A 25655-nucleotide genomic window follows, 5' to 3' on the forward strand; every position below is an offset into this window, starting at 1 on the left:
GGTGGGGACGACGGACGGGCGGGTGCGCTGGGGGATCCTGGCGACCGGGGGGATCGCGGCGGCGTTCGCGGCGGATCTGGTCGACCTGCCGGACGCCGAGATCGTGGCGGTGGCCTCGCGTGGCGAGGAGTCGGCGAAGGCGTTCGCCGAACGGTTCGGGATACCCCGGGCCTACGGGGAGTGGGGCGCCCTCGCCGAGGACGAGGACGTGGATGTGGTCTACGTCGCCGCGCCGCACTCGGCGCACCGGGCGGCGGCCGGGATGTGCCTGGAGGCGGGGCGCAACGTGCTGTGCGAGAAGGCGTTCACGCTGAACGCCCGTCAGGCGCTGGAACTGGTCGCACTGGCCGGGGAGCGCGGGGCCTTCCTGATGGAGGCCATGTGGATGTACTGCCATCCGCTGATCCGGCGGTTGAAGGCTCTCGTGGACGACGGGGCGATCGGTGAGGTGCGCAGTGTGCAGGCCGACTTCGGGCTCGCCGGTCCGTTTCCGCCCTCGCACCGGCTGCGGGATCCGGCGCTGGGCGGTGGGGCGCTGCTGGATCTGGGCGTCTATCCGGTGTCCTTCGCGCACTTGCTGCTCGGGGAGCCGTCGGACATCACCGCGAGAGCAGTGCTCTCGGAACAGGGCGTCGATCTCCAGACGGGTGCGCTGCTCTCCTGGGAGAGCGGCGCTCTCGCAACGGTGCACTGCTCCATCCACGGCGGCACCCCAGTCGCCGCCTCGGTCACCGGCTCCCGGGGCCGCATCGACATCCCCGACGGCTTCTACTGTCCGGACCGCTTCGTACTTCACCGCGACGGCCGCGCCACCGAGGAGTTCCGCGCCGATCCCGCGGACGGCCCGCGCACCAGCCTCAAGCACGAGGCGGCCGAGGTCATGCGCGCCCTGCGCGCCGGCGAGACCGAGTCCCCCCTCGTCCCGTTGGCGGGCACGCTGGCCGTGATGCGCACACTCGATGCGATCCGGGACCGGATCGGCGTCCGCTACCCCGGCGAGACCCCGGCCCCGTCGCCACACCTCACTCCCGCATGAGCCAGGACCGGCCCGGCACGACCCCGTACGCTGCCGCCCCATGGATGCCATGGAAGCCAAGGAGTCTGCCCGGCGGCCGGGAGGAACCTCGGGGGTAGCGGTGGTGACCGGCGCGGGCTCGGGGATCGGCCGCGCGGTCGCACTGGAACTGCTGCGTGCGGGCTGGTCGGTGGCGCTCGCGGGACGGCGCGCCGCGACCCTGGAGGAGACGGCCGCGCTCGCCCCCGAAGACGCCGCGACCGCGGTCGTCCCTGCCGACGTCTCCCGGCCGGACGACGTGAGGGCCCTGTTCACCGCCGCGCGCGACCGGTTCGGGCGGGTGGATCTGCTCTTCAACAACGCGGGCACGTTCGGTCCTGGCGGGGTGCCGGTCGAGGATCTGCCGTACGACGCCTGGCGGCACGTGGTGGACACCAACCTCCACGGCGCGTTCCTGTGCGCACAGGCGGCGTACCGGCAGATGAAGGAGCAGGACCCGCAGGGCGGCCGGATCATCAACAACGGCTCGCTCGCGGCGCACACACCCCGCCCGCACTCGGTGGCGTACACGGCGACCAAGCACGCACTCACCGGTCTGACGAAATCGCTCTCCCTGGACGGGCGTCCGTACCGCATCGCGGTCGGCCAGATCGACATCGGCAACGCGGCCACCGACATGACCGCACGCATGCGCGAGGGTGTCCCGCAGGCCAACGGGGAACTCGCGGTCGAGCCCATGATGGACGTGGCCGATGTCGCGCGCACCGTACGGCACATGGCCGAGCTGCCGCTCGAGGCGAATGTGCAGTTCGCGACGGTGCTGGCGACCACGATGCCGTACGTGGGCCGCGGCTGACGTCATTGGTGGACGTATCAACCTACACAAACGGAGTGAACCACTCCGCGCTGTTGCGGCACGTGGTGGGCTTATGCTCGAATCTCCTCCACCAGAGCTTCACAGTTGGAGCACAATGGCTCCGCAAGCCATATCAGGGGGGTGGCAGCCGTTCCGCGGCCGGGCAGGGGGTGGACCTCGCGTGGGACCGCGGGGTGCGCACCGGCTCGCGGAGCGGCTGCCCGTACGTCAACGGCGGTGCCGCCCCTCGATTTCCGCGGCCTTCCGCCGGCGCCCGCGCAGCGCGTACGCCCCGCCGGCCAGCAGCGCGACCACACCTCCGGCGCCGCCGACCAGCTGCCACGACGACCCGCCCATCAGGGACGAGGCGTTCACACCGGCCGCGCCCTTCGCCGGCATACCCGTGGACGACGGCACCGCCCTCGCCCCGCCCTCGCTGAGCGGGTCGACCAGCAAGCCGACCGGCCGCACGGCCCTGGCCTGCGCGAAGCCCCAGTCGAGCAGGGCGGCGGTCTCCTGGTAGACACCGTTGCCGCCGGGCTCCGGGTGCATGACCGTCACAAGAAGGGTGCGCCCACCGCGGGTGGCGGCACCGGTGAAGGTGTTGCCCGCGTTGGTCGTGTAGCCGTTCTTGACCCCGATGATCCCCTTGTACGTGCCGAGCCCCCACGCCCCGGTGAGCAGGCGGTCGGTGTTCTGGATCTGGAACGACTTCTTGCCGCCCGCCGGGAAGTCCGCCGTCCGCGTCGAGCAGTAGCTGCGGAAGTCGGCGTTCTTCAGTCCGTGACGGGCGAACAGCGTGAGGTCGTACGCGGAGGACACCTGCCCCTTGTGGTCGAAGCCGTCGGGGCTGACCACATGCGTGTCCAGAGCCTGCAGATCCCGGGCCCTGGCCTGCATCTCGGCCACGGTCTTGGCGATCCCGCCGTTCATATGGCTCAGGACATGCACCGCGTCGTTTCCGGAGCGCAGGAATACGCCGAGCCACAACTGCTCGACGGTGTACGTGAGTCCGGGCTTGATGCCGACCAGGCTCGAGCCTTCCGGGACGTCCGCGACATCGGCGTCTTTCACCTTGTACGTCCGGGTCCGCTCGAACTTCTTCAGCATGGTGTCCGCGAACAGCATCTTCAGGGTGGAGGCCGGGGCGAGGCGCTGGTGCGCATTGCAGGCGGCGAGTACCTCACCGCTGTCGTGGTCGGCGACGACCCAGGAGTGGGCGGTGAGCTTCTTGGGCAGAACGGCGCCGCCTCGCACCTGGATGCCGGAACGGCCCAGCTGTTCACCACCGATGGCCGTGGCCGCGGAGGCGGGAGCGGTCGCGGCAAGAGCCACCGGGGCAGCGGCGGCGAACCCGAGAACGGCACGGCGGGACATCCGCGCGGCAGGCGAGGAGGGCGGAGAGGAATCGCGCATTCGGGGACCGTACAAAGGGATCCCTGCCCGACACGCAGCGGGGTGACAAAAGGGAGGTAAAGGCCAAGTCACGGTGGGGTCATATTTATGGTGGGGCGGGGGGTCACGGGGTGCGCGAGCCCCGATTCCGCCACCTCACGGCCGTACGGCCGACTTGGACGCGGAGTCGAACAGCGGCGCGCGGCCCTGCCCCGAACGGGTGAGGGTGCGCGGGGCGAGGGAGCGGGGGCGTGGGTGCGGGGGCTATGCCTGGCCGGTCTCGAAGCGGGAGATCCTGCCGTCGTCGTCCACGACGAAGGACCAGCGGGTGCGCATCTCGCCCCAGGTGTCGTTGCTGTAGCGGGCGATGAGCGAGCGCCCGCCGTTGGACTCGTTGTCGACGTCCATGTGGCCGTGCGTGGAGAAGATCTCCTGGTCGATCCAGTCGGCGAGGTCCCGGTCGGCGCCGTCGTCGGACATGGTGGCACCGGGCGCGAGCAGGGCCAGGAAGCCTTCGCGGTCGTGGGAGTTGACGGCGGCGACGAAGGCCCGCACGGCGGGATCGCTGAGTCTGGTGATCTGAATCGTCATGGCTGCAGCGTCACACCGGCCCCCCGCCCCCGCCACCCGAACGGCACCGTGGACGGGCCGGACGGCCACGGGCGGTGGGACGGTGGGAGGACGGCGGGAGCCCGTACCTGTTGCCTGCACCGGGAGTGACCGTGACCTGTATCGACCGACGCGACGTGGGGCTGCTGCTGCTCCGGCTGGGTATCGGCGGGGTGCTGGCGGCGCACGGCACCCAGAAACTGTTCGGCTGGTTCGGCGGGCACGGGCTCGCGGCGACCGGAGGGTTCATGGAGTCGGTGGGCTACCGGCCGGGCAAGGCGAGCGCCCTGGCGTCCGGACTCGCGGAGACGGGCAGCGGCACCCTGCTGGCCCTGGGGCTCGCGACACCGGCGGCGGGCGCGGCGGCGGTCGGCGCGATGACGGGGGCGGCGGCCGTCCATGTGCCGAACGGCTTTTTCGCACAGGGCGGCGGCTACGAGTATCCGGCGACCCTCGCACTGACGGCGGCGGGTCTCGCGGCCTCCGGACCCGGCCGGCTCTCCGCCGACGCGCTGCTCGGTCACTCGGTGAACCGGGACTGGATGGTCCCGGCGGCGTTCGCGGTGACTGCGGCGGTCACGGCGCTGGTGGTCGGGGCGCGCTGCCGGCGGCTGCGTGAGAAGCCTGAGGGGAGGCAGGAGGCTCTGTTCGAGGAGTAGAGACGCGCGCGAAGCCTCCAGGACCGCATTCCTGGAGCCTTCGCGCTGCCGGGCAGGCGGGACTCGGTCAGGAGGTCGGCACGCAGTGGACGATGGGGACGACGCCAGCGCTGGTGGTGGAGGAGTTGTTGTGGACGCTGACGGTCCGGCTGTCGTCGGGGACCGCGGTCTGGCTCTTGAAACTGCTTGGGACGTTGACATCGTCGATGGTCGAGAACCAGCCACCGGCGATCGCCTTCCTGTTCGGCGTGCACTGGGCGACGAGATTCGCGGACGCCCCCGGTCCGACCGTCGTGGGCCCTGATGGGGAGACGGTGGTGATGTCAGGGACTCCGGAAGATCCAGTGGGTCCGGTGGGGCCGGTGGCGCCATCAGCTCCGGTGGCGCCATCAGCTCCGGTGGCGCCATCAGCTCCGGTCACACCGGTCGCGCCGGTCGCGCCATCGGCGCCGGTCGGACCCGTCGGGCCGGTGGCTCCCTCAGCGCCAGTCACACCGGTCGCCCCGGTCGCACCAGGAGAACCCGTCGTCCCCGTGGGCCCCCTAGAACCCGCGCCTCCGGTCGCGCCCGTCGCGCCCGCCGCTCCGTGAGCCCCCGTAGCCCCCGTGGGACCGGTCATTCCGGTTGCTCCATGAGGACCCGTGGGACCCGTGGAACCCGTGGCACCCGTAGGCCCTGTCGTGCCCGTGCCGCCCGAACCGCCGCACAACGGGACGTTGTCCCGGACCCTGACGTGGCGGCCTGCCACCCAGCCCGGGCGGTCCGCGAGCAGATACCACTCCGGGTCACCGTCGATGCTCTCGCCGGGCGACCAGCACTGGATCTCGATGCGGCCATGGTCGCGATATCTGCCAAGTCGGCGGAGTAGGTCGTCGGCTGGGCGCGGACAGTCAGCCCATGCCTCGCATCGACGACACCGCCGACCGACGCCGCCGACGTGGACAAGTTCCGCTCCGCGTTCAAGGTGAGGGCCCCGGATCGCGCCACCTCTTATTCCCTGATCGGCCGCGACGGGCACGGCCGGCTCACAGGCCAGACCGACGCTCACCGCGCCCAGAACAAGAGATGAAACGACAATCCTTCACATTGCGAACCACCACACCTTTCACTTAGCGCTTGCGATTGGGGCAGACGTGAAAAGAAAAGCGCATATGACAACGGAAACCTCTTTGTGGCACGGACAAGATCGGATCTTCATACAGCGGGGCCATTGACCCGGGTGTACGTAAGCCCGTTGCTGACACCGGCGGTGGTGGTGACCGTCACGGTGACCGGGCCCGGGGATCCCACCGGGACGGAGGCGGTGACCTGGGTCGGGGACACGACGGAGAACGACGCGGGGATGCCGCCGATCAGCACGCCGGTGGTGGTCGCGAGGTTCGTTCCCGTCAGCAGCACGGGAGTTCCCGCATACGTCGGCCCCTGCACCGGAGTCAGGGACGTCAGGGTGGGGGCGTTGAGGTAGTCGTAGCTGAGGGGATTGCTGGTGCCGCCCGCGGCGGTCACCGTGACCGCCGCGGTGGCGGCCGCGTGCGCCGGAGCCGTCGCGGTGATCTGGGTGGAGGAGTTGACGGTGAACGACGTCGCCGCGGTCGAGTCGAAATACTCGGGCTGTCGGGGTTGCTGGTGCCGCCGGGAGTCGTCACCCCGGTGCCTCCCGAGACGGGACCCTGAGTGGGGTTCAGGCCGCTGACGGTCGGCGCCGCGATGTAGGAGTACGTGAGGGAGTTGCTGGTGCCACCGGGGGTGGTCACCGTGACCGCCGAGCTGCCGGCCGCGTGGGCGGGGGGTCCATGCGGTGATCTGGGTGGCGGAGACGACCGTGAACGACGGCGACGCGATCGCGTCGAAGCGCACGGCCGTCGCCCCCGACAGGTTCGTCCCCGTGAGCGTCACGGAGGTGCCTCCCGCGGCGGGCCCCTGACCGGGCGACAGGCTCGACAGGGTGGGGGCGGGGACATAGGTGTAGGTGACGACCTGGGCACTGGTGCCCTCGCTGTTGGTGACGGTGACGTTGACCGCGCCGGTGCCGGCCGGCGTCACCGCGGAGATCTGGGTCGCGCTGACGACGGTGAACGAAGGTGCGGCGTTGCTGCCGAACTTGACGGTTGTCGTGCCGGTGAAGCCGGTACCGGTCAGGGTCACCGTGGCTCCGCCCGCGGGCGGCCCCACGTTCGGACTGACAGAGGTGACGACGGGGGCAGCCATGGCTGTACTCCTTCACGCGCCGCTGTGGGGGGTGCCCGTCCGGGCGGTGTGGGACTACCGCCCGGACGGGGGATACGTCGCCCGGTACGAGACCGGAGAGCCGGACTAGATGCCCGGGCCCGCGACGTAGGTGAAGGCGTTCGCGTCGGTCGCCGAGCCGGCGGGGTTGGTCACCACCACGTCGACGGCACCCGCGGCTCCGGGCGGCGTGACCACCGAGAGCGTGGTGGCGTTGACCATGGAGAACGGCGCGTCGACACCGCCGAACGTGACCGAATCGGTGCTGGAGAAGTTGGTTCCCGTGATGGTCACGCCCGTGCCGCCGGACGCCGGTCCGGAGGACGGGGACACCGTGGTGATCGTGGGCACGTCGATGTAGGTGTAGGACAGGCCGTTGTTGGTGCCGCCCTGTGTCGTCACGCTCACCGAGACCGGCCCGGCCCGGCCGCCGCGCCCGCCGGCACCACCGCGGTGATGGTGGTGTCGGAGACCACGGTGGGGGCGACGGTGTTGGCGCCGAAGGTCACACCGGTCGCGGTCGACAGGCCCGTGCCATGGACGGTGACGGTGTTCCCGCCGGCCAGCGGGCCGGAGTAGGCGCTCAGGGAGGACTTGAACGGGGGCCGACATAGAAGAACGACACCGGGTTGCTGGTGCCGCCCGGCGTCGTCACGGTCACCCCGACCACACCCGTCCCGGAGGGGGACACCGCGGTGACCTGGGTCGGGGAGACGTTGGTGACGTTCGTGGCCGGCTTCGACCCGAACGTCACCGCGGAGGTGTTGGAGAGGTTGGTGCCGTTGATGGTCACCAGCGTGCCTCCACAGTGGAGCCCTGGTTCGGAGTAAGGGACATGGGGACACTCCTTCTGCGCTCTGCGTGGCATGCGCTCTTGTATGGGTTGCGCGAAACCGACGGAGCGGCCCGGGGCCGGGGCCGGTGAAAGGGCGTCGTCAGCCTTGACCGCCGTCTCCGGGGGAGCGAAAACGCGGCTCTGGAGCGCTGCCGGGCCCAGGGTGAACGGACGGACAGTCGCCCCCGGCACTCATGGCCCGGCGCAGAGCAGCCTGTGCCCTGTCTTTGGGCATGGAGAAAACCGGCAAGCGCTGCCTGTCTGAGCGTTCCCCCGGCACGGGGATGGGCAGCCCGCCGGTTTCACACATACAGTGACGCATACGCCCGATCGAGTTACAAGGGACGGTCAATCCAATCACCCGATTGGAGCAATTCCCTCCCCCCTCCCCCCTCTCCACATGAAGAAGGCCCAGGTCGGCGAAGGGTGAGCGAAATACACACGGCGCGCGCGGCTTGCGAAATCCCGATCCCGAATTTCAGCACCAACAAGCGAAACGAATCTGCTCACCTGTTCGAGTGACGCACCCGGAATTTCCTTGCTGACGCCCCGTCACGACGGATTGGATGTGAATGTCCAACCGGTGGGCCGCCCATCCTCTCCGGGGGATGCGGTAGTCGGCCGAAGGCATTTCCCCTCCGGGGTGATGCCCGCATGCCGCCTTCCGCGATGGGCACCTCCGTAGAGGAAATTGGATCCGATCAGCCGGTGCCGCCCAGGTACCGGCTGACGCGGTTGTTCCGCAAGCGTGGGTGCCCGGCGGCGTCCAGGTCAAAGGGGAAAGCGGCAGACGAGTCGAGCTGTACGCCGGATTCTGTCACCCGGTCGCCTCGCGGCGGCCGGGGAGACGGCCATCCATCTAGGGCCTGCGTTGCCGCCGGCCTCATGCGGTCTACCCGCGAACTCGGGCGGGCAGCCCTCGATCGTCCGCGCAGGAGCACCGGGGCGCTCCCTTTTGACCTTGCTCCAGGTGGGGTTTACCTAGCTGCCCAGGTCACCCTGAGCACTGGTGGTCTCTTACACCACCGTTTCACCCTTACCGAGGACCGAGATCCCCGGCGGTCTGCTTTCTGTGGCACTGTCCCGCGGGTTACCCCGGGTGGCCGTTAGCCACCACCCTGCCCTGTGGAGTCCGGACGTTCCTCGGCGAAGCCCATGGGCCCCGTCGCGACCGTCCACTCGGCTCGTCTGCCGTGCTGACCATCGTAAAGGACCGGACGGCCCGGTGTGCCCCAGGGGCATCCCCGGCGCCCCCGCGGGCGAATTCCTGAGCGATCCCGGCACGCCGTACGCTGTCGCGGAGCCGCACTGAGCGCTACAGAAGGAGTACGTGTGCTGGTCCTGTTGCCGCCCTCCGAAGGCAAGGCGTCCTCCGGCCGCGGTGCCCCGCTGGACCTTCGGTCGCTGTCGCTGCCCGGGCTCGGCCCGGCGCGGGAGGCGGTCCTCGGTGAGCTCGTGGAGCTGTGCGCGGGCGACGAGGAGAAGGCGCGCGAGGTTCTGGGGCTCAGCGAGGGCCTGCGGGGCGAGGTCGCGAAGAACGCGGCGCTGCGCACCGCCGGTGCGCGGCCCGCCGGGGAGATCTACACGGGTGTCCTGTACGACGCCCTGGACCTCGCCTCACTGGACGCGGCGGCCAAGCGGCGCGCCGCGAGGTCGCTGCTCGTCTTCTCCGGGCTGTGGGGCGCCGTACGCGTCACCGACCGCATCCCCTCCTACCGCTGCTCGATGGGCGTGAAGCTGCCCGGGCTCGGGTCGCTCGCGGCGTACTGGCGCACGCCGATGGCCTCCGTGCTGCCCGAGGCGGCGGGCGACGGCCTGGTGCTGGACCTGAGGTCCTCCGCGTACTCGGCCGCGTGGAAGCCCAAGGGCGAGGTCGCGGGGCGGACGGCGACGGTGCGGGTGCTGCACTCCCAGCTCGTGAACGGAGTGGAGAAGCGCTCCGTCGTCAGCCACTTCAACAAGGCGACGAAGGGGCGCATCGTGCGCTCTCTGCTGGCCGCCGGGGCGCCGCCGAAGGATCCGGCGAGGCTCGTGGAAGCCCTGCGGGACCTCGGCTACACGGTGGAGGCCGAGGCGCCCGCCAGGGCCGGGAAGTCCTGGGCGCTGGACGTGGTGGTCACCGAGATCCACTGAGCCACGGCCCAGGGCGTCTCAGCGCAGGTGGGATGTGTCGTTGAGGAGGCGGACGGTTGCGTTGCCGTCCGCGTAGTACGCCACCGCGGTCAGGGACGCCGCCGACAGGTCCATGCGGAACAGTGCCCTGGGAGGCGCGTCCAGGGCGAGGCGCACGAGGGTCTTGATGGGCGTGACGTGCGAGACGAGCAGGACCGTGCGGCCCGCGCGGGAGGCGAGCAGTTCGTCCCGGGTGGCGGCGACCCGGCGGGCGACGGCCGCGAAGCTCTCGCCGCCGCCGCTGGGTTCGGCCTCCGGGTCGGTCAGCCAGGCGTTCATGGCATCGGGGTACCGCTCGCGGACCTCACCGAAGGTGAGGTCCTCCCACGCGCCGAAGTCCGTCTCGCGCAGACCGTCTTCCACGCTCACGTCCAGCCCGAGGCGCGAAGCGACGGCGGCGGCCGTCTCGCGGCAGCGGGCCAGGGGTGAGGAGACGATCTCCTGGATGGTCCCGCGCGCGGCGAGGGCGCGGGCGACCAGTTCGGCCTGCCGCCTGCCCGCCTCGGAAAGCGCCGGATCGTCCCCGCCGCTGCCGGAGAACCGTTTGAGCGGGGTGAGGGCGGTCTCTCCGTGCCGGAGCAGCACGAAGGTGGTGGGGGTGCCCAGGTCGGGCGGCGGGGCGGAGGCGGAGGCGACGTTGCGGGCGGCGCGGATGTCGGCGGCCGGCTCAGCTCCGGAGACCACAGAAGTTCCCGGGGCCCCCGGGACCCCCGAAGTCCCAGCGTCCATCGCCTCGTTGGCCAGGCGGTCCGCGTGCTTGTTCTGCTCGCGCGGGATCCACTCGTAGGTGACCTGCCCGGCCGGAAGGACCCCTGCGGCTTGCATCGCCAGCGGCCTCATGTCCGGGTGCTTGATCTTCCAGCGGCCGGACATCTGCTCCACGACCAGCTTGGAGTCCATGCGGACATGGACCCGCGCGTCCGGGTCCAGTTCGCGGGCCGCGCGCAGGCCGGCGAGCAACCCCCGGTACTCGGCGACGTTGTTGGTGGCCGTCCCGATGAACTCGGCCCGCTCCGCCAGCGTTTCGCCCGTCGCGGCATCCCGCACCACGCTGCCGTAACCGGCGGGCCCCGGGTTGCCCCGGGATCCGCCGTCGGCCTCGACGATGAACTCCCGCACTCCGTACGCCTTTATGCCCTCACGCCGCTCACGGACCGCCTACAGACCGGACTCGGACGTGCGCACCAGGATGCGGCGGCAGTTCTCGCAGCGCACCACCGTGTCGGGGGCGGCGGCACGGACCTCGTTCAGCTCGGTGATCGCCAGCTCCTGGCGGCAGCCCTGGCAGGTGCGCTGGTACAGCTTGGCAGCACCGATGCCGCCCTGCTGCCCGCGCAGCTTGTCGTACAGCTTCAGCAGGTCAGCGGGCACCGAGCCGGCGATGACCTCGCGCTCCTTGGTCACCGAGGCGGCCTCGGTGTCGATCTCCTCGAAGACCGCGTCCCGGCGCGCGGTGGCGTCGTCGATCTTCGACTGCACCGACGCGACCCGCCCGGTCAGCTCGCTCACACGCTCCTGCGCGGACTCGCGGCGCTCCATCACCTCCAGGACGACGTCCTCCAGGTCCCCCTGCCGCTTGGCGAGCGAGACGATCTCGTGCTGGAGGTTCTCCAGGTCCTTCGGAGAAGTGACCGCGCCGGAGTCGAGGCGCTGCTGGTCGCGGGCGGCGCGCTTGCGCACCTGGTCCACGTCCTGCTCCGCCTTGGTCTGCTCACGGGCGCAGTCGCTCTCCTCGGTCTGCGCGGCCACCAGCAGGTCGCGCAGCTGCGTGAGGTCCTTGGTCAGCGACTCGATCTCGGCGTGCTCGGGCAGGGACTTCCGCTTGTGCGCGAGCTGCTGCAGGCGCACGTCGAGGGCCTGGACGTCGAGGAGTCGGATCTGGTCGGCGGGCGCGGCGTTCAGTTGGGGGCTCCAGGGGTATCGGTCGGTTCCGAGGCCGCGTGCGCGGTCCAGGGGTCGGTGACCGTCTTCGAGACATGGACGCGGAGGTCCCATCCGTTGCGGTCGGAGATCTCGTCGAGCTGGCTGGCGGCCAGCTCGCACCAGGGCCATTCGGTGGCCCAGTGCGCCGCGTCGAGCAGCGCGAGGGGGCTCTGCGCGCGGGCCTCGGACACCGGGTGGTGGCGCAGGTCCGCGGTGAGGAAGGCGTCGGCGCCGGCCGCGCGGACGGCGTCGAAGAGGCTGTCGCCGGAGCCGCCGCTGACGGCGACCGTGCGGACGTGCGCGTCCGGGTCGCCCGCGACGCGGATGCCCTGGGCGGTGGCGGGCAGCCGTTCGGCGGCGCGGGCGGCCAGTTCGCGCACGGTCAGCGGGTGGTCCAGCTCGCAGACGCGCCCGAGGCCGCGGCGGCCCTCCGGGTCGGACGGGTCCGGTACGAGGGGGCGCAGGACCCGCAGGCCGAGCGCTCCGGCGAGGGCGTCGCTCACTCCCGGGTCGGCGCGGTCGGCGTTGGTGTGGGCGACGTGCAGCGCGATGTCGTTCTTGATGAGGGTGTGGACGACACGGCCCTTGAAGGTGGAGGCCGCCACGGTCGTCGTACCGCGCAGATAGAGCGGGTGGTGGGTGACCAGGAGGTCCGCGCCCAGCTTCACCGCCTCTTCGACGATCTCCTGTACGGGGTCGACGGCGAACAGGACCCGGGAGACCTCCTGGGCGGGGTCGCCGGTGACCGTACCGACCGCGTCCCAGGACTCGGCCCGCTCGGCGGGCCACAGGGTCTCCAGCGCGGCGATGACTTCAGACAGACGGGGCACGGGGAAAGGCTACCTGTCCCTGGTCCTCCTCCCACCGGCTACGGGTCCTTCCGGGACGAGGGTGGTGCGATGAGGGATCGCGCGCCCCTTCGTCCAGCACATCCGCCCCCTCTTCTTCAGGGGAACGGCCACACGAACACCCTTATGTGTGAAGCGTCCCGCGGTGGGGGTCACGGCCGCGCGTACGTAACTAGCTTCTTCGCCGGAGGTGACCGAACGATGACGGAGTGTGCCTTCGCGACAGCGGCCGCGACGGTGACCGCGACGGCGGACGGGGACGCATGGGCGGTACGGTCCGGGTGTGTGATCACCGCGGACGGGGCCTACGCGGCACGTCTCGCGCCGGCCGGACCGTCCTGGTTCCCGGAGCGCTGGACCCTGGACGGCCCGGAACCGTACGCCGTACCGCTGCCCGGCAACCAGCCCGAGGACCCGGGCACCGAGGTGCAGCCACTGGCCGACGGGCGGGTGCTGATCCACCGGGCCGTGGCCGGGCGGCACCAGTTCTCGCTGCTGTACCCGACCGGTCCCGGCACCGGTGAGCTGCCGCTGGGCGCGGTGGAGGGCCCCGCTCAGGCGCTGCGGCTGCTGCCGCCCGCTCCGGCGGGAGACCGTGCGTACGCGCTCGCGGTGGACGCGGGCTCGACGACGGTGTGGCTGGTCGCGGGCGGTCAGGCCGGACCGCAGCGGCTGGCTCGGGTGCCGGGCCGGTGCTCGGGCGGCGTGTGGCTGGATCGCGCGGGCCGGATGCTGGCCCTCGACCGCGCGGTGAACGGGGGGCCCACGAAGACGGTCGTGGTGGATCTGGAGCGTGGCGGTGAGGTCTCGCCGCTGCTGCAGATCGCGGAGGGGAGCAACGACCGTCTGCTGCTGGCCGATCCGGACAGCGGGCTGCTGCTGATCCGCTCGGACGCGCCCGAGCCCGGCCAGGACCGGCTGGGCTGGGGCGTGTTGGGGAGCGCGCTGCCGGTGCGCTTCCCCGAGTGCCTGCGTCTGGGCTGTCCGACCGTTCCGTTCGCGATCCAGCCGGGGCAGGCGCTGACGCCGGAGAGCTGCGCGGTGGCGCTGCGGATCGAGGGGCCGACCGGGAGCTGGGTGGGGGTGTGGCGACCGGCGGACCGCCGGGTCCACCATTTCGCGGCGCCGGAGGGCTGGTTGACGGGTGCGGGGCTGTGGACCCGGGAGGGGGTGCTGCGGCTGCCGTACGCGAACGGCGCGGTGCGGTGCGGGGTGGCGCGGATCGAGGCACCCCCGCGAGCGGTCGCGCCGTCGGCGGGGAGGGCGGACGGCCCCTCGGCGGCAGGGGGGACGGACGGCCCGCCCGCGGAGAGCGCGGGCGGGCCGGCGGTCCCCGCAGCCGGGCAGCGGGTGGCGGCGCGGCCGGTGCCGTTGCAGCAGGCGCTGCTGCGGCGGGTCCAGGCACCGGACCGGGCCCCGCTACCGCGAGCTGGGGAGCAGGACGGGCAGGGCCCGGCTCCGCGGTCACAAGGCGGCGAGCCGAGCTGGTCTCCGCGGCCGCAAACCGGTGGGCAGGGCGGACAGGGGCGGGCTCGACAGGCGTCGACGGCGGGTCCGGGGGGCACCGAGCGGGGTCCCCTCGTGTGGGTGCGCACCGGGGTGGTGCCCGTCGAGGCGCGGAGAAGGCCGCTGGGGAGCGGAGAGGGACGCGGCGGCAGCCGTGTGCCCCCGGCCGCGGCCCCGGCTCCCCGACGGGGCCCGGCCGCCACCCCGACGCCGGCCCCGCTACGGACCCCGGCCACCGCTACGGGCCCGGCCCCGCTACGGGCCTCCGCCGCCACCGCGGCCCCGGCCCCGCTGCGGACCCCGGCCGCGACACGAGCCCCAGCCCCTGACGCCGTTGTCGCAGCCGCCCGTTAGACTCGCCCGGCTGTACGAAGGATCAGGTTTTCGGGGTGAGCACTACACAATGAGCGACACCAGCACCACAGCGCCTCTGGACGCCGAGGCGGAGGAGAACCACGGGCACGGACGACACCGTGGTTCGTTCTCCGCCGAGGACCACGAGGAAACGGCGCACGGACGGCACCGTAGGCCGTCAGAGCAGGCGGACCGGGACTGACGCGTCCGCACGGCCCCGCACGTCACACGACGGGCGGGGCCGTTGTCGTATTCCGCTCTCGTCTTCTCCCCCGTTCATTCTTTCTCCTGCACGGTCGTTCAGCGCTCCGACGAGGCCTGTTCGTGGCGCAGTCCGAGCACCTCCACGGCCGCGAACGTCTCCCCCGTCGGCCGCTGTGCGTAGTGCGGGGTGAGCAGCGCGTCCAGTTCGTCGTACGTGAACGCGTCCTGTTTGGTGTCGAACCTCGCCTGGATGCACGGCCGTTCGGCGATGGCGACCATGCCGCCGTGCACGACGAGGAGCTGCCCGTTGACCCGTGCGGCGGCGGGTGAGGCCAAGTAGCCGACGAGCGGGGCGACATGCTCGGGGGCGAGCGGATCGAGGCCCTCGTCGGGCTGCTCGAACCCGGCGAAGACGTCCTCCGTCATACGGGTGCGGGCCCGGGGGCAGATCGCGTTCGCCGTGACTCCGTACTTGGCGAGGGCGAGCGCCGTCGACGTCGTCAGGCCGACGATCCCGCCTTTGGCCGCCGCGTAGTTGGGCTGCCCGGCCGAACCCGCCAGGAACGCCTCCGACGAGGTGTTCACGATCCGCCCGTACACCGGTCCGCCCGCCGCCTTGGAGCGTGCCCGCCAGTGGGCGGCGGCGAAGCGCGTGGTGTTGAAATGGCCCTTGAGGTGGACCCGTATCACCGAGTCCCACTCGTCCTCGGCCATCGAGAAGACCATACGGTCACGCAGGATGCCCGCGTTGTTGACCAGTATGTCCAGCCCGCCGAATTCGGTGACGGCCCGCTCGACGAGATCGCGGGCCTGGCCGAAGTCGGCGACATCCCCGGTGTGGGCGACCGCCCGGCCGCCCGCCGCGCGGATCTCGACGGCGACGTCTTCGGCGGGGGCGGCGGATGCCGCGCCCGAACCGTCCCGGCCCGGCTGTCCGTAGTCGTTGACGACGACGGACGCGCCGAGCCGGGCGAGTTCCAGTGCCTCGGCCCGGCCCAGGCCCCGGCCCGCCCCGGTGACGACCGCGGACAGTCCTTCCAGTGGCAGCGACATCAAGTTCCCTTCGCAGGAGGGGGATCGGGAGCGGGCTCAGATCTCGATGCACGTGCGCAGGGCCGTGCCCGTGCGCATCTGCTCCAGTGCCTCGTTGATCCCGGCGAGCGGCACCCGGTGCGTGATCAGTCCGGCCAGGTCGATACGCCCGGCGCGCCAGAGGGCGACGGCCTTCTCGTAGGAGCGCAGTACGTCTCCGCCGCCGTACATCGAGGGCAGGATGCGCTTCTCGTCGAAGAACAGCTCGAACATGTTGAGCTGGAGGAAGTCGTCCATGGCGCCCGCGCCGACGACGACGAGGGTGCCGCCGCGCCGGGTGTTCTCGTAGGCGGTGCGCGCGGTGGCGGACTTTCCGACGACCTCGAAGACGTAGTCGAAGCCTTCGCTGCCGGTGAGCTGCTGCTTGGCGTCGGGGAGTTCGTCGGGCGACACCGCCTTGGTGGCCCCGAAACGGAGGGCGGCCTCGCGGCGCGAGGGGACCGGGTCGACGGCGACGATCTCGGCGGCGCCCTTGAGCCGCGCACCCTGGATGGCGGAGATCCCGACTCCTCCGCAGCCGATCACGGCGACGGACGAACCGGCTTCCAGGTCCGCTGTGTTGATGGCCGCGCCGAGGCCGGTGGTGACACCGCAGCCGATGAGGGCGGCGATGTCGTACGGCACGTCGTCCGGGATCGGCACCGCGCAGCCCGCGTCGACCACGACCTCCTCGGCGAAGGTCCCGGTGCCCGCGAAGCCGAAGACATCGCCGCCGGGGCGCTTGAAGTTGGGGGTGCCCGCGTTCATGAACCCGGCCAGGCACAGCTCGGTCTGGCCGCGCCGGCAGGCGGGACAGGCGCCGCAGGCGGGGAGCCAGCAGACGAGCACGCGGTCGCCGGGCTTCAGGCCGGTGACGCCCTCGCCCGCTTCGAGGATCTCGCCCGCGCCCTCGTGTCCGGGTACGAAGGGGGCGGGCTGCGGCAGGACGCCGCTCATCGCGGAGAGGTCCGAGTGGCACAGCCCGGTGGCGTGCATCCGGATCCTGACCTTGCCCGGGCCGAAGCCCGTCGCCTCGACGTCGTCCAGGACCTCCAGTTTGTCCTGGCCGATCTCGTGCAGTACGGCTGCCCGCATGGTGCGGCTCCCCTCGAAGACTGACTGGGTGAAACGGGGTTGCTCAGGAGTGTTCGACGATCGTGTCGGCGAGTACCGGCGCGTCGTCCCGTTCGACCGTGCTCACGGCTGCCCGTACCGAGCCTTCCTGCCGCCACAGGCGGATACGCAGGGTCTCACCCGGGAAGACGACTCCGGCGAAGCGCGTGGAGTAGGAGCGGACGCGGGTCACGTCCCCGTCGAGCAGTGTGTCGACCACGGCCTTGAGCGTCATCCCGTAGGTGCACAGGCCGTGCAGGATGGGTTGCTCGAAGCCGGCGAGCCGGGCGAAATCGGGGTCCGCGTGCAGGGGGTTCCAGTCGCCGGAGAGGCGGTAGAGGAGGGCCTGGTCCTCGCGGATGCGACGCTCGAGCACGTGGTCCGGCTCGGCGGTGAGCGGTTCGAGCCGGGTGGACGGCCCCCGGTCGCCGCCGAAGCCACCCTCGCCGCGCAGGAAGATCTGTGAGTCGCTGGTCCACAACGGGCCGTCGGAGTCGGCGACTTCGGTGCGCAGAACGAGTATGGCGGCCTTGCCCTTGTCGTACAGGCCGCCGATCCGGGAGGTGGTCTTCGCCCCTCCCTTGGCCGGGATGGGACGGTGGAGCACCAGGGTCTGGCCGCCGTGCAGGACACGTGCGAGGTCGACCTCGATGCCGGGCAGGGACAGGCCGCTGATGACACCGGGCGCGCCCGCGCCGGCGACGGTGGCGAAGCTCGGCAGGACATGCAGCCGGGATTCCAGGGTGTAGCGGAGTTCGCCGGGGTCGGTCGCCGGAAGGCCCGCGCCGATGCCCAGGTGGTAGAGCTGGACGTCCTTGCTGTCCCAGGTGATCTCGCCGGTCCGGGGTTCGGCTGCGAGGGCCTTGGCTGCGTCGATGGGCATGGGGCTCCTGACACTGGCGGGTAAGACCCCGGCGCGGCCGTCCGCACCGTCGGCCGCACCGGGGTCGTCACGGGGCCGCGGAACCCGCCGGTTCTAGAACGCGTTCCAGTACGGCGCTCCCTGTATAGCCCAGCCCCTGTGACTTGTGAAGACCACGACTGACGCCACGTCAGATGCCTCGCCGGGCACGTCGTCCGCCCACCCGTGACATTTGTCCCGCCGGAGTCCGTACAAGCGCCTCTGCTGCGGGCGCGCCCGTATCCGTAGCGTCGTGGGCATGACGAAGACAACGGGGCTTTCCACGGGGGCGACGAACGGGACACCGCCCGCCGTGTCCTTCACCGGGGCGGTCAAGACCTACGGTGCGGTTCGTGCCGTGGACGGTGTGGACCTGGAGATCGCGAGCGGCGAGACAGTGGCCCTGCTCGGCCGCAACGGGGCCGGGAAGTCCACCGCGATCTCCCTGCTGCTGGGCCTGAACGAGCCCGACGAGGGCGCGGTGAGGCTCTTCGGCACCACCCCGCAGCATGCCGTGCTCGCGGGCAAGGTGGGCACCATGCTCCAGGAGGCCCGGGCGGTCACGCGGGTCACCGTACGGGAGCTGGTCGCGTTCGTGGCCGGCCGCTACCCGGACCCGATGCCCCTGGCGCGGGCCCTGGAGCTGGCCGGGATCGCGGATCTGGCCGGACGGCGCGTGGACCGGCTCTCGGGCGGACAGACGCAGCGGGTGCGGTTCGCGATGGCGCTCGCCGGAAACCCCTCGCTGCTCGTGCTGGACGAGCCGACGGCGGCCCTGGACGTGGAGGCCCGGCACGCGTTCTGGCACTCCATGCGGACGTACGCCGGGCTGGGTCACACCCTCCTGTTCTCGACGCACTACCTGGAGGAGGCGGACGCGTACGCCGACCGGATCGTCGTCATCGACCACGGCCGCATCGTGGCGGACGGCACGGGCGAGCAGCTGCGGCGGGCGGCCGGGGGCAACCTCGTCTCCTTCGACCTGGCCGGGCGCGGCGCCGAGGGCCTCGACCTGCTGCCCGGTGTGCGGTCGGTCGAGGTTCGCGGGGACCGGGCGGTACTGCGGACGGACGACTCGGACGCGACGGTGATCTCGCTGGCGCGGCAGAACGCGATACGGGGCCTGGAGGTCGCCCCCGCGTCGATGGACGACGCCTTCCTGGCCCTGACGGCACCCGAGACGACGAAGAAGATGACGGAGACGGTGTGATGCTGGACTACCTGTGGCTGGAAGTACGCCGGACCCTGCGCGACGTGGGCTTTGTGATCGGCGGGGTGGCGATGCCGGTGTTGATGTATCTGCTGTTCACCAACGTCGGTAACAGCGACGGCGGTTGGAAGACGGCTTCCATGGTGGGCATGGCCGCGTACGGCGCCGTCGGTTCGGCACTGAACACCGGTGGCGGGGTCGCCGAGGACCGTGCGATCGGCTGGCTGCGGCAGCTGAGGGTGACCCCGATGACCCCGCGCCAGGTCGTCGTGGGGCGGGCGCTGACCGGTTCGGTGACGGTGCTGCCCGCGATCGTCGCGGTGTTCGTGGCGGGCGGTCTCGTCAACGGCGTACGGCTTCACGCATGGCAGTGGGCGGCGATCGCGCTGCTGCTGTGGCTGGGCTCGGTGCCCTTCACCCTGCTCGGGCTCGGCAACGGCTACCGGCTGACCGCGCAGACGACGGGCGTGGCGAACATCATCAGCAACGTGGGGCTCGCCGTGCTCGGCGGCCTGTGGCTCCCGGTCAAGCTGCTCCCGGGCTGGCTGCGCGCGATCTCCACCTACACCCCGACCCATGGGTACGCGCAGCTCGGCGCGACGGTCGCCGACGGCCACGTCCCGGCGCTCGGCCCGATCCTCATACTGTCCGCCTGGCTGCTGGTCTTCGGTTCGTACGCTGTGCTGTCGTACCGCCGGAGCGCGGCGAACGCCTGAACGAGGGAAGCGGGACATGGCCTGGACGCGCAGAATCGCACACGGAATCTCCTGCCAGGCGGACGAGGTGCGGTCCGCGGTGCGGCAGGGGCGCGAGCAGCAGCGGTGGTACAAGGAGAACAAGGACCGGCTCAAGGCGGAGCGCCGGGCCGCCCACAAGCTGGGGGCGCTGTTCCCCGAGCCGTCCGGCCCGCCGATGAACGGTTTCACTCTGCTGCCGTGGCTGCTCATGGGGCTGGGTGCCTTCTCCAACCTCCTGCAGGGCCGCAACCCGAACCCATGGGTCGGTGGCATCGGGCTTCTCACCTTCAACTCGCTCTATATCTACGTCGTCTTCCGCGCCTTCAGGAAGGAGACGCGGGAGGCCCTGTCCACGCGGGTGGCCCTCGGCCTGATGGTGCTGGTGACCTGCGGGCTGGCCATCGGGTACGGCGGCAACTGGCTGTACTTCTTCCCGCTGCTGGGCCTGGCGACGGGGTCGATCCTGCGGGCCCCGTTCCTGCACACCCCTGTCTTGGCCCTCACCGTGCTCGCGGGCGCGGTCTGCTTCGGCCGCGAGGGCTGGGTCGGGCTCAACATCGCGTACGCCACCTGGATCTCGACGATGGTGACGTCGGCGATCCTGTCCCTGTCCGAGGCGGTACGCGAACTGCGCGCCGCCCGCGAGGAGTTGGCCCGCCGCGCGGTGGAACAGGAGCGGATGCGCTTCTCCCGCGATCTGCACGACCTGCTCGGGCACACCCTCTCGGTGATCGTCGTGAAATCGGAGGCGGCCCGTCGCCTGGCCTCTCGCGACCTGGACGCGGCTCTGGCGCAGGTCACCGACATCGAGTCGGTCGGACGCCAGGCGCTGACCGAGATCCGGGAGGCGGTGACCGGCTACCGAGAGGGCAGCCTGGCCACGGACCTGGACCGGGCCCGCTCGGCCCTGACGGCCGCCGGCATCGAACCGGTCGTACGGCAGTCGGGCCCGCCTCTGGTGCCGCAGACGGAGGCGCTGCTCGGCTGGGTGGTCCGCGAGGCGGTCACCAACGCCGTACGCCACAGCGGCGCGACCCGCTGCGAGATCGCCGTCGACGGCACTCCCGAGCGGGTACGGCTGACGGTCACGGACAACGGCACGGGCGGCCCGGCGGCCGAACCGGTGGAGGGCATCGGCGGCACCGGCCTGAAGGGCCTCACGGAGCGCCTCGCGTCGGCGAGCGGCTCCCTGAGCGCGGGCCCGTCCCCGCGCGGAGGCTTCACGGTCACCGCGGAACTCCCGGTGGAACCAGCACTTGCCGTGGAGCCGCACGGCACGGCGCTGTCCACGACGGCCACGGCGCCCGGGACCGTCGTAGGGGCGGACCCGGGGCGTTCGCGGCCGCCGGCCGGGTAGTTGCTGAGCCGGTTGGAGTAGACCGGGGTGAACAACGTCGGCCCGGCAGCGAACATCTGGAGTATGGATCTTCGTCATCGACCCTGGGGCTTCCGCCCGGTCACCCCTACCATCACAAAGTTCCCTGCCACCAGGCATGCCGACTCCCTGCCGATACCAAGCGCGCAGCCCGCAGCCGCGACACCGAGGGCTGTACCCGAAGCCGTCATCAACGGCCTGATCGGAGGCCTGATCGGCGCGGTGATGAGTGCTCTGGCCAACTACGTCGTCGTCGGGATGCCCGGCACCGCCGCGGCGAACGCTCTCAACCACGCGATCTCCGGGCTGCTCAGCGGTTTCCTGGCCTGCTTCTTCGGTGTGCTGGCGTGTCTGCGGAAGAGGGACGGCCACATGGCCGCCTCCGGAGACCGCGCCCAGAATGCCGCTGAGGATGTTCCGGCGACCCCTGCGGAAGCGACCGCCGCCCCGGCTCCCTGACATGTCCAGAGGCCCTCGCGTCAGCGCCCCGGCATGCAACGTTCGCCGGCGGGGCGAACGTTGCCTGCCCCGGCACTGGCTCGCTACTCACCGGAAGGGGGCTGGTCTCGCTGTGACCAGCAAGTCCGCCCGTACTCTTGGCTCATGGACGAGATGCCGCAGGACCACCGCCCGGCACGATGTGTACGAGTCCTCCTCGCCGAGGACCAGGGCATGATGCGCGGCGCCCTGGCCCTCCTGCTGGGTCTGGAGGAGGACATCGAGGTCGTCGCCCAGGTCGCCCGGGGCGACGCCATCGTGGACGCGGCGCTCGCCCACCGCCCGGACGTGGCCCTGCTGGACATCGAACTGCCGGGCATCAGCGGCCTGGACGCGGCGGCCCGGCTGCGTGAACAGGCCCCGGAGTGCCGGGTGCTGATCCTGACCACCTTCGGGCGGCCGGGCTATCTGCGCCGCGCGATGGAGGCGGGCGCCGCGGGCTTCCTGGTCAAGGACGGACCGGTGGAGGAACTGGCCGCCGCGATACGGCGCGTGCTCGCCGGGGAGACGGTGGTCGACCCGGCCCTGGCCACCGCGGCCCTCAGCGCCGGACCGAGCCCGCTGACGGCACGCGAGTGCGATGTGCTGAAGGCGTCCGTGGACGGGGCGACGGTCTCCGACATCGCCGCGAGACTCCATCTCTCCGAGTCCACGGTCCGCAACTACCTGTCCTCCGCCATCGGGAAGACGGGCACGCGCAACCGCATGGAGGCGGTACGGGAGGCCCGGCAGCAGGGGTGGCTCTGAGCGGGGGTGAAGCACTCACCCGGCACGGATGTCACCGGCCCCCCGGCACGGCGCACCTGATGCCCACCGAGGATCTGCTTCAGGTGCCCTGCCCGCGTACCGCGGCAGCCGCCTCGTCGAAGACCTGTTCCATGTCGACCGTCCCGTTGCTGCGGACCCAGGTCTCCGTCGCGATGGCGGAGCAGGCCAGGGCACAGGCGACGAGCGCGCGGGCCCGCACCTCGGTCATGGGGTCCGCCGGGGAGCCCAGCCGTACGGCGATGTCCGGCACGAGCAGTTCCATCCACTGCTGCTGTTTGTCCAGCTGGCGCGCCCGCAGCGAGGGCGATGCGTGGAGCATGCTGGTGATCTTGAGGAAGTCCTCCGGAGAGTAGGGGAGGGACTCCACGAGTGCCTTGAGGGCCGCACGGAGCGCTTCCCACGGGGGCTCGTCCGCCGGACGGGCCTCCAGCGCGGCCCGCAGGACCCTGCCGCTTTCGGCATGGTCACCCAGCACGATGTCTTCCTTCGTGCCGAAGTAGCGGAACAGCGAGCGCCGCGAAATGCCGATCTCGCCCGCGATCTGCTCCATGGTCGTGGCCTCGAAACCGCGCTCGAGGAACAGCCTCATCGCGGTGGCGACGATCTCGTCCCGCACCGCTCGCCGGGTGCGCTCCCGCAGTCCGGCCGGGCGGCCCTCGTGATCGTTCATGAGTACGCAGCCTACCACCATCCGCACCCAGTGCCATATTGACATCGAGTGCCAGTTTAGGCCTACAGTGCCATTGTGAGCACGCCCGCCCTCTCCCGGGAGCACCCATGAACGCCGTCGACTACCGCGGCCAGACCACCCTCATCACCGGCGCCAGCGCCGGCATCGGCACGGAGTTCGCCCGCCGGCTCGCGCAGCGCGGATCGGACGTCGTCCTCGTCGCCCGGCGCCAAGAGCGGCTCGATGAACTGGCCGCCGAACTGACCGCGGCCCACGGCGTCCGGGCAACGGCCATACCGCTCGACCTGAGCCTGCCCGCACCGGGGCAGACCCTGGCCGAGGAGGTGGCGCGGCGCGGCCTGGCCGTGACGAGCCTCGTGAACAACGCGGGGTTCGGCACCTTCGGCCCGTTCCATCAAGAAGACCCACAGCGCCTGCGGGAAGAGATCGGCGTCGATGTCGCGGGCGTCGTCGACATCAGCCGGGCGTTCATCGAGCCGCTGCGGACCGCCGGCACCGGGGTGCTGATCAACGTCGCGAGCATGGCCGCGTACCTGCCCGTACCCAACATGGCCGTCTACGCGGCGTCCAAGGCGTTCGTGCTGAGCTTCACCGAGGCCCTGTGGCAGGAGTCCCGTGACACCGGCCTGCGTGTGATCGCACTGTCTCCCGGCGCGACCAGCACCGAGTTCTTCGACGTCATCGGCAGTGACGCCGCGGACGGCGGCTCCAGGCGCCAGTCCCCCGAGGAGGTCGTGGCGACGGCGCTACGGGCCCTCGACCGCCGCACGCCACCGCCGAGCGTCGTCTCCGGCCGGCTCAACCGCGTGATGGCGAGCCTGGGCCGGGGGTTGAGCAGACGTCGTGCGGTCCTGGTCATGGGATCCATGACCGCCGCCCGCTAGCGCCGCGGCCGGAAAGGTTTACCGACCACAGCACTGGCCGTCTCAAGGCGGCTCATACGGTCAGGCGTCTTCGGGATCCGCCTCGAACGTGAAATAGATGCTCAGGCAGTAGGGCTCGTCCTCGCCGTGGAGGCAGTCCCACGACACGTCCACCAGACGGACCTTCTGTTCCCGCACCCACCCGGAGGCCTTCTCGAAGGCATCCGCGGCAGTGGGGGCGACGAACAGCTTCCTGGCCATGGGATGTACGCAGGTCTCGGCGTCGGAGTCGTCGAAACCCTCCGGAACGTCCAGGCAGAAGCGGGGGTCCAGCACCATGGAGTGCGCGCCCTTTCCAGTCGGTTCACCGGTACGCGTCGGCAGAGATCGCCAGGAGCTGATCCTCTGCACACGACACCTTGGTAGGACCGCCGCACACCCAGGCGGGGTTGCTTGCGCCGACCATGAGGCGAGGTGACCCGGAGCGTGCGCTCCAGGTGACCTGGAGCGCCCCCGTCGCTACGGCGCCTGCAGCAGCGTCACGACCGCCGCGCCTCCGAGCCCGATGTTGTGGGCGAGCGCGGTGCGGGCGTCGTCGACCTGGCGGGGGCCCGCCTCTCCGCGCAACTGCCAGACCAGTTCGGCGATCTGGGCGATTCCGGTGGCTCCCAGAGGGTGGCCCTTGGAGATCAGTCCGCCCGACGGGTTCACCACCCAGCGTCCGCCGTACGTCGTCGCACCCGACTCCACGAGCTTGCCGGACTCCCCCGGCTCGCACATGCCGAGCGCCTCGTAGGTCAGCAGTTCGTTGATGGAGAAGCAGTCGTGGAGCTCCACGACGTCGACGTCCTCGATGCCGGTACCGGCACGCTCGTAGACCTGCCGCGCGGCCTCCCGCGTCACCGGCTGCCCAACGACGTCGATGCACGAGCCCGAGGCGAAGGACTCCCCCGTGTCCGTCGCCATCGCCTGCGCGGCGATCTCGACGGCCCTGTCCCCGAGCCCGTGCCGTTGCACGAACCGTTCGGAGACGACGACCGCGGCAGCCGCGCCGTCCGACGTGGGCGAGCACTGGAGCTTGGTCAGCGGCCGGTGGACCATGCGCGCCGCGAGGATGTCGTCCACCTCGTAGACGTCCTGGAACTGCGCGTACGGGTTGTGCGCCGAGTGCCGGTGGTTCTTGGCGGCCACGGCCGCCAGCTGCGCCTCGGTCGTCCCGTAGAGCTCCATGTGCTCCCGGGCGGCGTCACCGAAGATCTGCGCGGTGGGCGGGGTCGTCTCGAAGCCGTGCCGGGCCGCCATGATCCCGTAGTGCCGGGCCACGGGGGACGCGGCGAAGTCTCCCCCGTCGGCGCCCGAGCCCAGCGACCCCTTCTTCATCTTCTCGAAGCCCAGCGCGAGCACGCAGTCGCTCACCCCGCCCTCGACGAACTGCCGGGCCAGCATCAGCGCGGTCGAGCCCGTGGCGCAGTTGTTGCTCACGTTGTAGACGGGCACCCCGGTCAGGCCCAGTTCATAGACGGCGCGCTGCCCGGCGGTGGAGGGCTGGAAGCAGTAACCGACGGGAACTTGTTCCACCTCGGAGTATGTGATTCCGGCGTCCCGGAGCGCCGCGTCGCCCGCCTCCCGCGCCATGTCCCAGTACTGCCACTGACGCGTCTCGGGCTTCTCGAAACGGGTCAAACCGACACCAGCCACATAGGACTTCATGGCGAGGGAGAGTAGAACATGTTCCATCAATACAATAGATCTGATGGAACGTCAGTTCATCATGAGATGGTCAAGGATTCGTTAGTACGCTGAAGCATCGGAATAGTTGCCCAGGC

General features: G+C 71.2%; 24 protein-coding genes, 1 other RNA gene and 2 pseudogenes. 12 read left to right on the forward strand and 15 right to left on the reverse strand.

Annotation, left to right across the window (positions count from 1 at the left end):
- The first annotated feature begins 22 nt into the window (after positions 1–22).
- Positions 23–1036 (forward strand): Gfo/Idh/MocA family oxidoreductase, encoded by a 1014-nt coding sequence (locus ABZ845_RS02170; RefSeq protein ID WP_360972436.1) that lies wholly within the window; start codon positions 23–25, stop codon positions 1034–1036.
- 49 nt (positions 1037–1085) lie between these two features.
- Complete coding sequence (locus ABZ845_RS02175) at positions 1086–1871, forward strand: SDR family oxidoreductase (protein ID WP_360972438.1); 786 nt, start codon at positions 1086–1088, stop codon at positions 1869–1871.
- Between the two features lie 228 nt (positions 1872–2099).
- Here ABZ845_RS02175 and ABZ845_RS02180 read toward each other — a convergent pair whose 3' ends face one another.
- Together ABZ845_RS02180 and ABZ845_RS02185 are read right to left on the reverse strand one after the other, a co-directional pair.
- Complete coding sequence (locus ABZ845_RS02180; protein ID WP_360971956.1) at positions 2100–3287, reverse strand: D-alanyl-D-alanine carboxypeptidase; 1188 nt, start codon at positions 3285–3287, stop codon at positions 2100–2102.
- A 243-nt stretch (positions 3288–3530) separates the two neighbouring features.
- Complete coding sequence (locus tag ABZ845_RS02185) at positions 3531–3857, reverse strand: nuclear transport factor 2 family protein (protein WP_360971958.1); 327 nt, start codon at positions 3855–3857, stop codon at positions 3531–3533.
- A 131-nt stretch (positions 3858–3988) separates the two neighbouring features.
- On the opposite strand from ABZ845_RS02185, the gene ABZ845_RS02190 reads away from it, so the two are divergent.
- Positions 3989–4534, forward strand: a complete 546-nt coding sequence (locus ABZ845_RS02190; protein ID WP_360971960.1) for a DoxX family protein — start codon at positions 3989–3991, stop codon at positions 4532–4534.
- 67 nt (positions 4535–4601) lie between these two features.
- Here ABZ845_RS02190 and ABZ845_RS02195 read toward each other — a convergent pair whose 3' ends face one another.
- The 4 genes and pseudogenes from ABZ845_RS02195 to rnpB form a co-directional block, all read right to left on the reverse strand.
- Positions 4602–5027 (reverse strand): collagen-like protein, encoded by a 426-nt coding sequence (locus ABZ845_RS02195; RefSeq protein WP_360971962.1) that lies wholly within the window; start codon positions 5025–5027, stop codon positions 4602–4604.
- A 701-nt stretch (positions 5028–5728) separates the two neighbouring features.
- Positions 5729–6742, reverse strand: a complete 1014-nt coding sequence (locus tag ABZ845_RS02200) for an IPT/TIG domain-containing protein (RefSeq protein WP_360971964.1) — start codon at positions 6740–6742, stop codon at positions 5729–5731.
- Positions 6743–6847: 105 nt separating this feature from the next.
- A pseudogene (locus tag ABZ845_RS02205) lies at positions 6848–7597 on the reverse strand (IPT/TIG domain-containing protein).
- A 785-nt stretch (positions 7598–8382) separates the two neighbouring features.
- Positions 8383–8782: RNase P RNA component class A (gene rnpB / locus ABZ845_RS02210), an RNA gene on the reverse strand.
- Positions 8783–8927: 145 nt separating this feature from the next.
- Between rnpB and yaaA the strand changes: the two genes are divergently transcribed.
- Positions 8928–9728: a peroxide stress protein YaaA gene (gene yaaA / locus ABZ845_RS02215; RefSeq protein ID WP_360971966.1), complete on the forward strand. Its 801-nt coding sequence runs from the start codon at positions 8928–8930 to the stop codon at positions 9726–9728.
- 18 nt (positions 9729–9746) lie between these two features.
- Here yaaA and ABZ845_RS02220 read toward each other — a convergent pair whose 3' ends face one another.
- The 3 genes from ABZ845_RS02220 to ABZ845_RS02230 are packed head-to-tail and all read right to left on the reverse strand — an operon-like array spanning position 9747 to position 12520.
- Positions 9747–10886: a bifunctional RNase H/acid phosphatase gene (locus ABZ845_RS02220; protein WP_360971968.1), complete on the reverse strand. Its 1140-nt coding sequence runs from the start codon at positions 10884–10886 to the stop codon at positions 9747–9749.
- A gap of 39 nt (positions 10887–10925) precedes the next feature.
- Positions 10926–11669, reverse strand: a complete 744-nt coding sequence (locus ABZ845_RS02225) for a C4-type zinc ribbon domain-containing protein (RefSeq protein ID WP_360972440.1) — start codon at positions 11667–11669, stop codon at positions 10926–10928.
- The gene (locus ABZ845_RS02230; RefSeq protein ID WP_360971970.1) at positions 11666–12520 is read right to left on the reverse strand and encodes a Nif3-like dinuclear metal center hexameric protein; all 855 of its coding nucleotides are present in this window, start codon (positions 12518–12520) and stop codon (positions 11666–11668) included. Before ABZ845_RS02230 ends, ABZ845_RS02225 begins: the two co-directional genes overlap by 4 nt.
- 219 nt (positions 12521–12739) lie before the next feature.
- Here ABZ845_RS02230 and ABZ845_RS02235 point away from each other — a divergent pair.
- A pseudogene (locus ABZ845_RS02235) lies at positions 12740–13762 on the forward strand (hypothetical protein); the annotation flags it as partial.
- Between the two features lie 685 nt (positions 13763–14447).
- Positions 14448–14600, forward strand: a complete 153-nt coding sequence (locus tag ABZ845_RS02240; RefSeq protein ID WP_360971972.1) for a hypothetical protein — start codon at positions 14448–14450, stop codon at positions 14598–14600.
- Positions 14601–14698: 98 nt separating this feature from the next.
- Here the strand turns inward: ABZ845_RS02240 and ABZ845_RS02245 are convergent, their stop codons facing one another.
- The 3 genes from ABZ845_RS02245 to ABZ845_RS02255 are packed head-to-tail and all read right to left on the reverse strand — an operon-like array spanning position 14699 to position 17669.
- Complete coding sequence (locus ABZ845_RS02245; protein ID WP_360971974.1) at positions 14699–15655, reverse strand: 3-oxoacyl-ACP reductase; 957 nt, start codon at positions 15653–15655, stop codon at positions 14699–14701.
- 36 nt (positions 15656–15691) lie between these two features.
- Complete coding sequence (locus ABZ845_RS02250) at positions 15692–16768, reverse strand: Zn-dependent alcohol dehydrogenase (RefSeq protein ID WP_360971976.1); 1077 nt, start codon at positions 16766–16768, stop codon at positions 15692–15694.
- Positions 16769–16811: 43 nt separating this feature from the next.
- Positions 16812–17669, reverse strand: a complete 858-nt coding sequence (locus tag ABZ845_RS02255) for a MaoC/PaaZ C-terminal domain-containing protein (protein WP_360971978.1) — start codon at positions 17667–17669, stop codon at positions 16812–16814.
- A 277-nt stretch (positions 17670–17946) separates the two neighbouring features.
- Between ABZ845_RS02255 and ABZ845_RS02260 the strand changes: the two genes are divergently transcribed.
- The 5 genes from ABZ845_RS02260 to ABZ845_RS02280 all read left to right on the forward strand — a co-directional run bounded on the left by ABZ845_RS02260 (position 17947) and on the right by ABZ845_RS02280 (position 22254).
- Positions 17947–18897, forward strand: coding sequence for an ABC transporter ATP-binding protein (locus ABZ845_RS02260; RefSeq protein WP_360971980.1), 951 nt, complete (start codon positions 17947–17949; stop codon positions 18895–18897).
- Positions 18897–19613 (forward strand): ABC transporter permease, encoded by a 717-nt coding sequence (locus ABZ845_RS02265; protein ID WP_360971982.1) that lies wholly within the window; start codon positions 18897–18899, stop codon positions 19611–19613. Before ABZ845_RS02260 ends, ABZ845_RS02265 begins: the two co-directional genes overlap by 1 nt.
- Positions 19614–19629: 16 nt before the next feature.
- The gene (locus ABZ845_RS02270) at positions 19630–20991 is read left to right on the forward strand and encodes a sensor histidine kinase (protein ID WP_360971984.1); all 1362 of its coding nucleotides are present in this window, start codon (positions 19630–19632) and stop codon (positions 20989–20991) included.
- 63 nt (positions 20992–21054) lie between these two features.
- Positions 21055–21468, forward strand: a complete 414-nt coding sequence (locus ABZ845_RS02275; protein WP_360971986.1) for a hypothetical protein — start codon at positions 21055–21057, stop codon at positions 21466–21468.
- A 144-nt stretch (positions 21469–21612) separates the two neighbouring features.
- Positions 21613–22254, forward strand: coding sequence for a response regulator transcription factor (locus ABZ845_RS02280; protein ID WP_360971988.1), 642 nt, complete (start codon positions 21613–21615; stop codon positions 22252–22254).
- A gap of 79 nt (positions 22255–22333) precedes the next feature.
- On the opposite strand, the gene ABZ845_RS02285 is transcribed toward ABZ845_RS02280, so the two are convergent.
- A complete protein-coding gene (locus ABZ845_RS02285; protein WP_360971990.1) occupies positions 22334–22945 on the reverse strand; it encodes a TetR family transcriptional regulator in 612 nt (203 codons plus the stop codon).
- A 107-nt stretch (positions 22946–23052) separates the two neighbouring features.
- Here ABZ845_RS02285 and ABZ845_RS02290 point away from each other — a divergent pair, with 107 nt between their 5' ends.
- The gene (locus ABZ845_RS02290; RefSeq protein WP_360971992.1) at positions 23053–23850 is read left to right on the forward strand and encodes an SDR family oxidoreductase; all 798 of its coding nucleotides are present in this window, start codon (positions 23053–23055) and stop codon (positions 23848–23850) included.
- Between the two features lie 60 nt (positions 23851–23910).
- Here the strand turns inward: ABZ845_RS02290 and ABZ845_RS02295 are convergent, their stop codons facing one another.
- Both ABZ845_RS02295 and ABZ845_RS02300 read right to left on the reverse strand, forming a co-directional pair.
- The gene (locus tag ABZ845_RS02295; protein WP_360971994.1) at positions 23911–24168 is read right to left on the reverse strand and encodes a hypothetical protein; all 258 of its coding nucleotides are present in this window, start codon (positions 24166–24168) and stop codon (positions 23911–23913) included.
- A gap of 180 nt (positions 24169–24348) precedes the next feature.
- On the reverse strand, positions 24349–25539 hold the full coding sequence (locus tag ABZ845_RS02300) for a lipid-transfer protein (RefSeq protein WP_360971996.1): 1191 nt from the start codon (positions 25537–25539) through the stop codon (positions 24349–24351).
- Positions 25540–25655: the final 116 nt, after the last annotated feature.

The organism is Streptomyces sp. NPDC047022 (assembly GCF_040644155.1).
GTDB lineage: Bacteria > Actinomycetota > Actinomycetes > Streptomycetales > Streptomycetaceae > Streptomyces.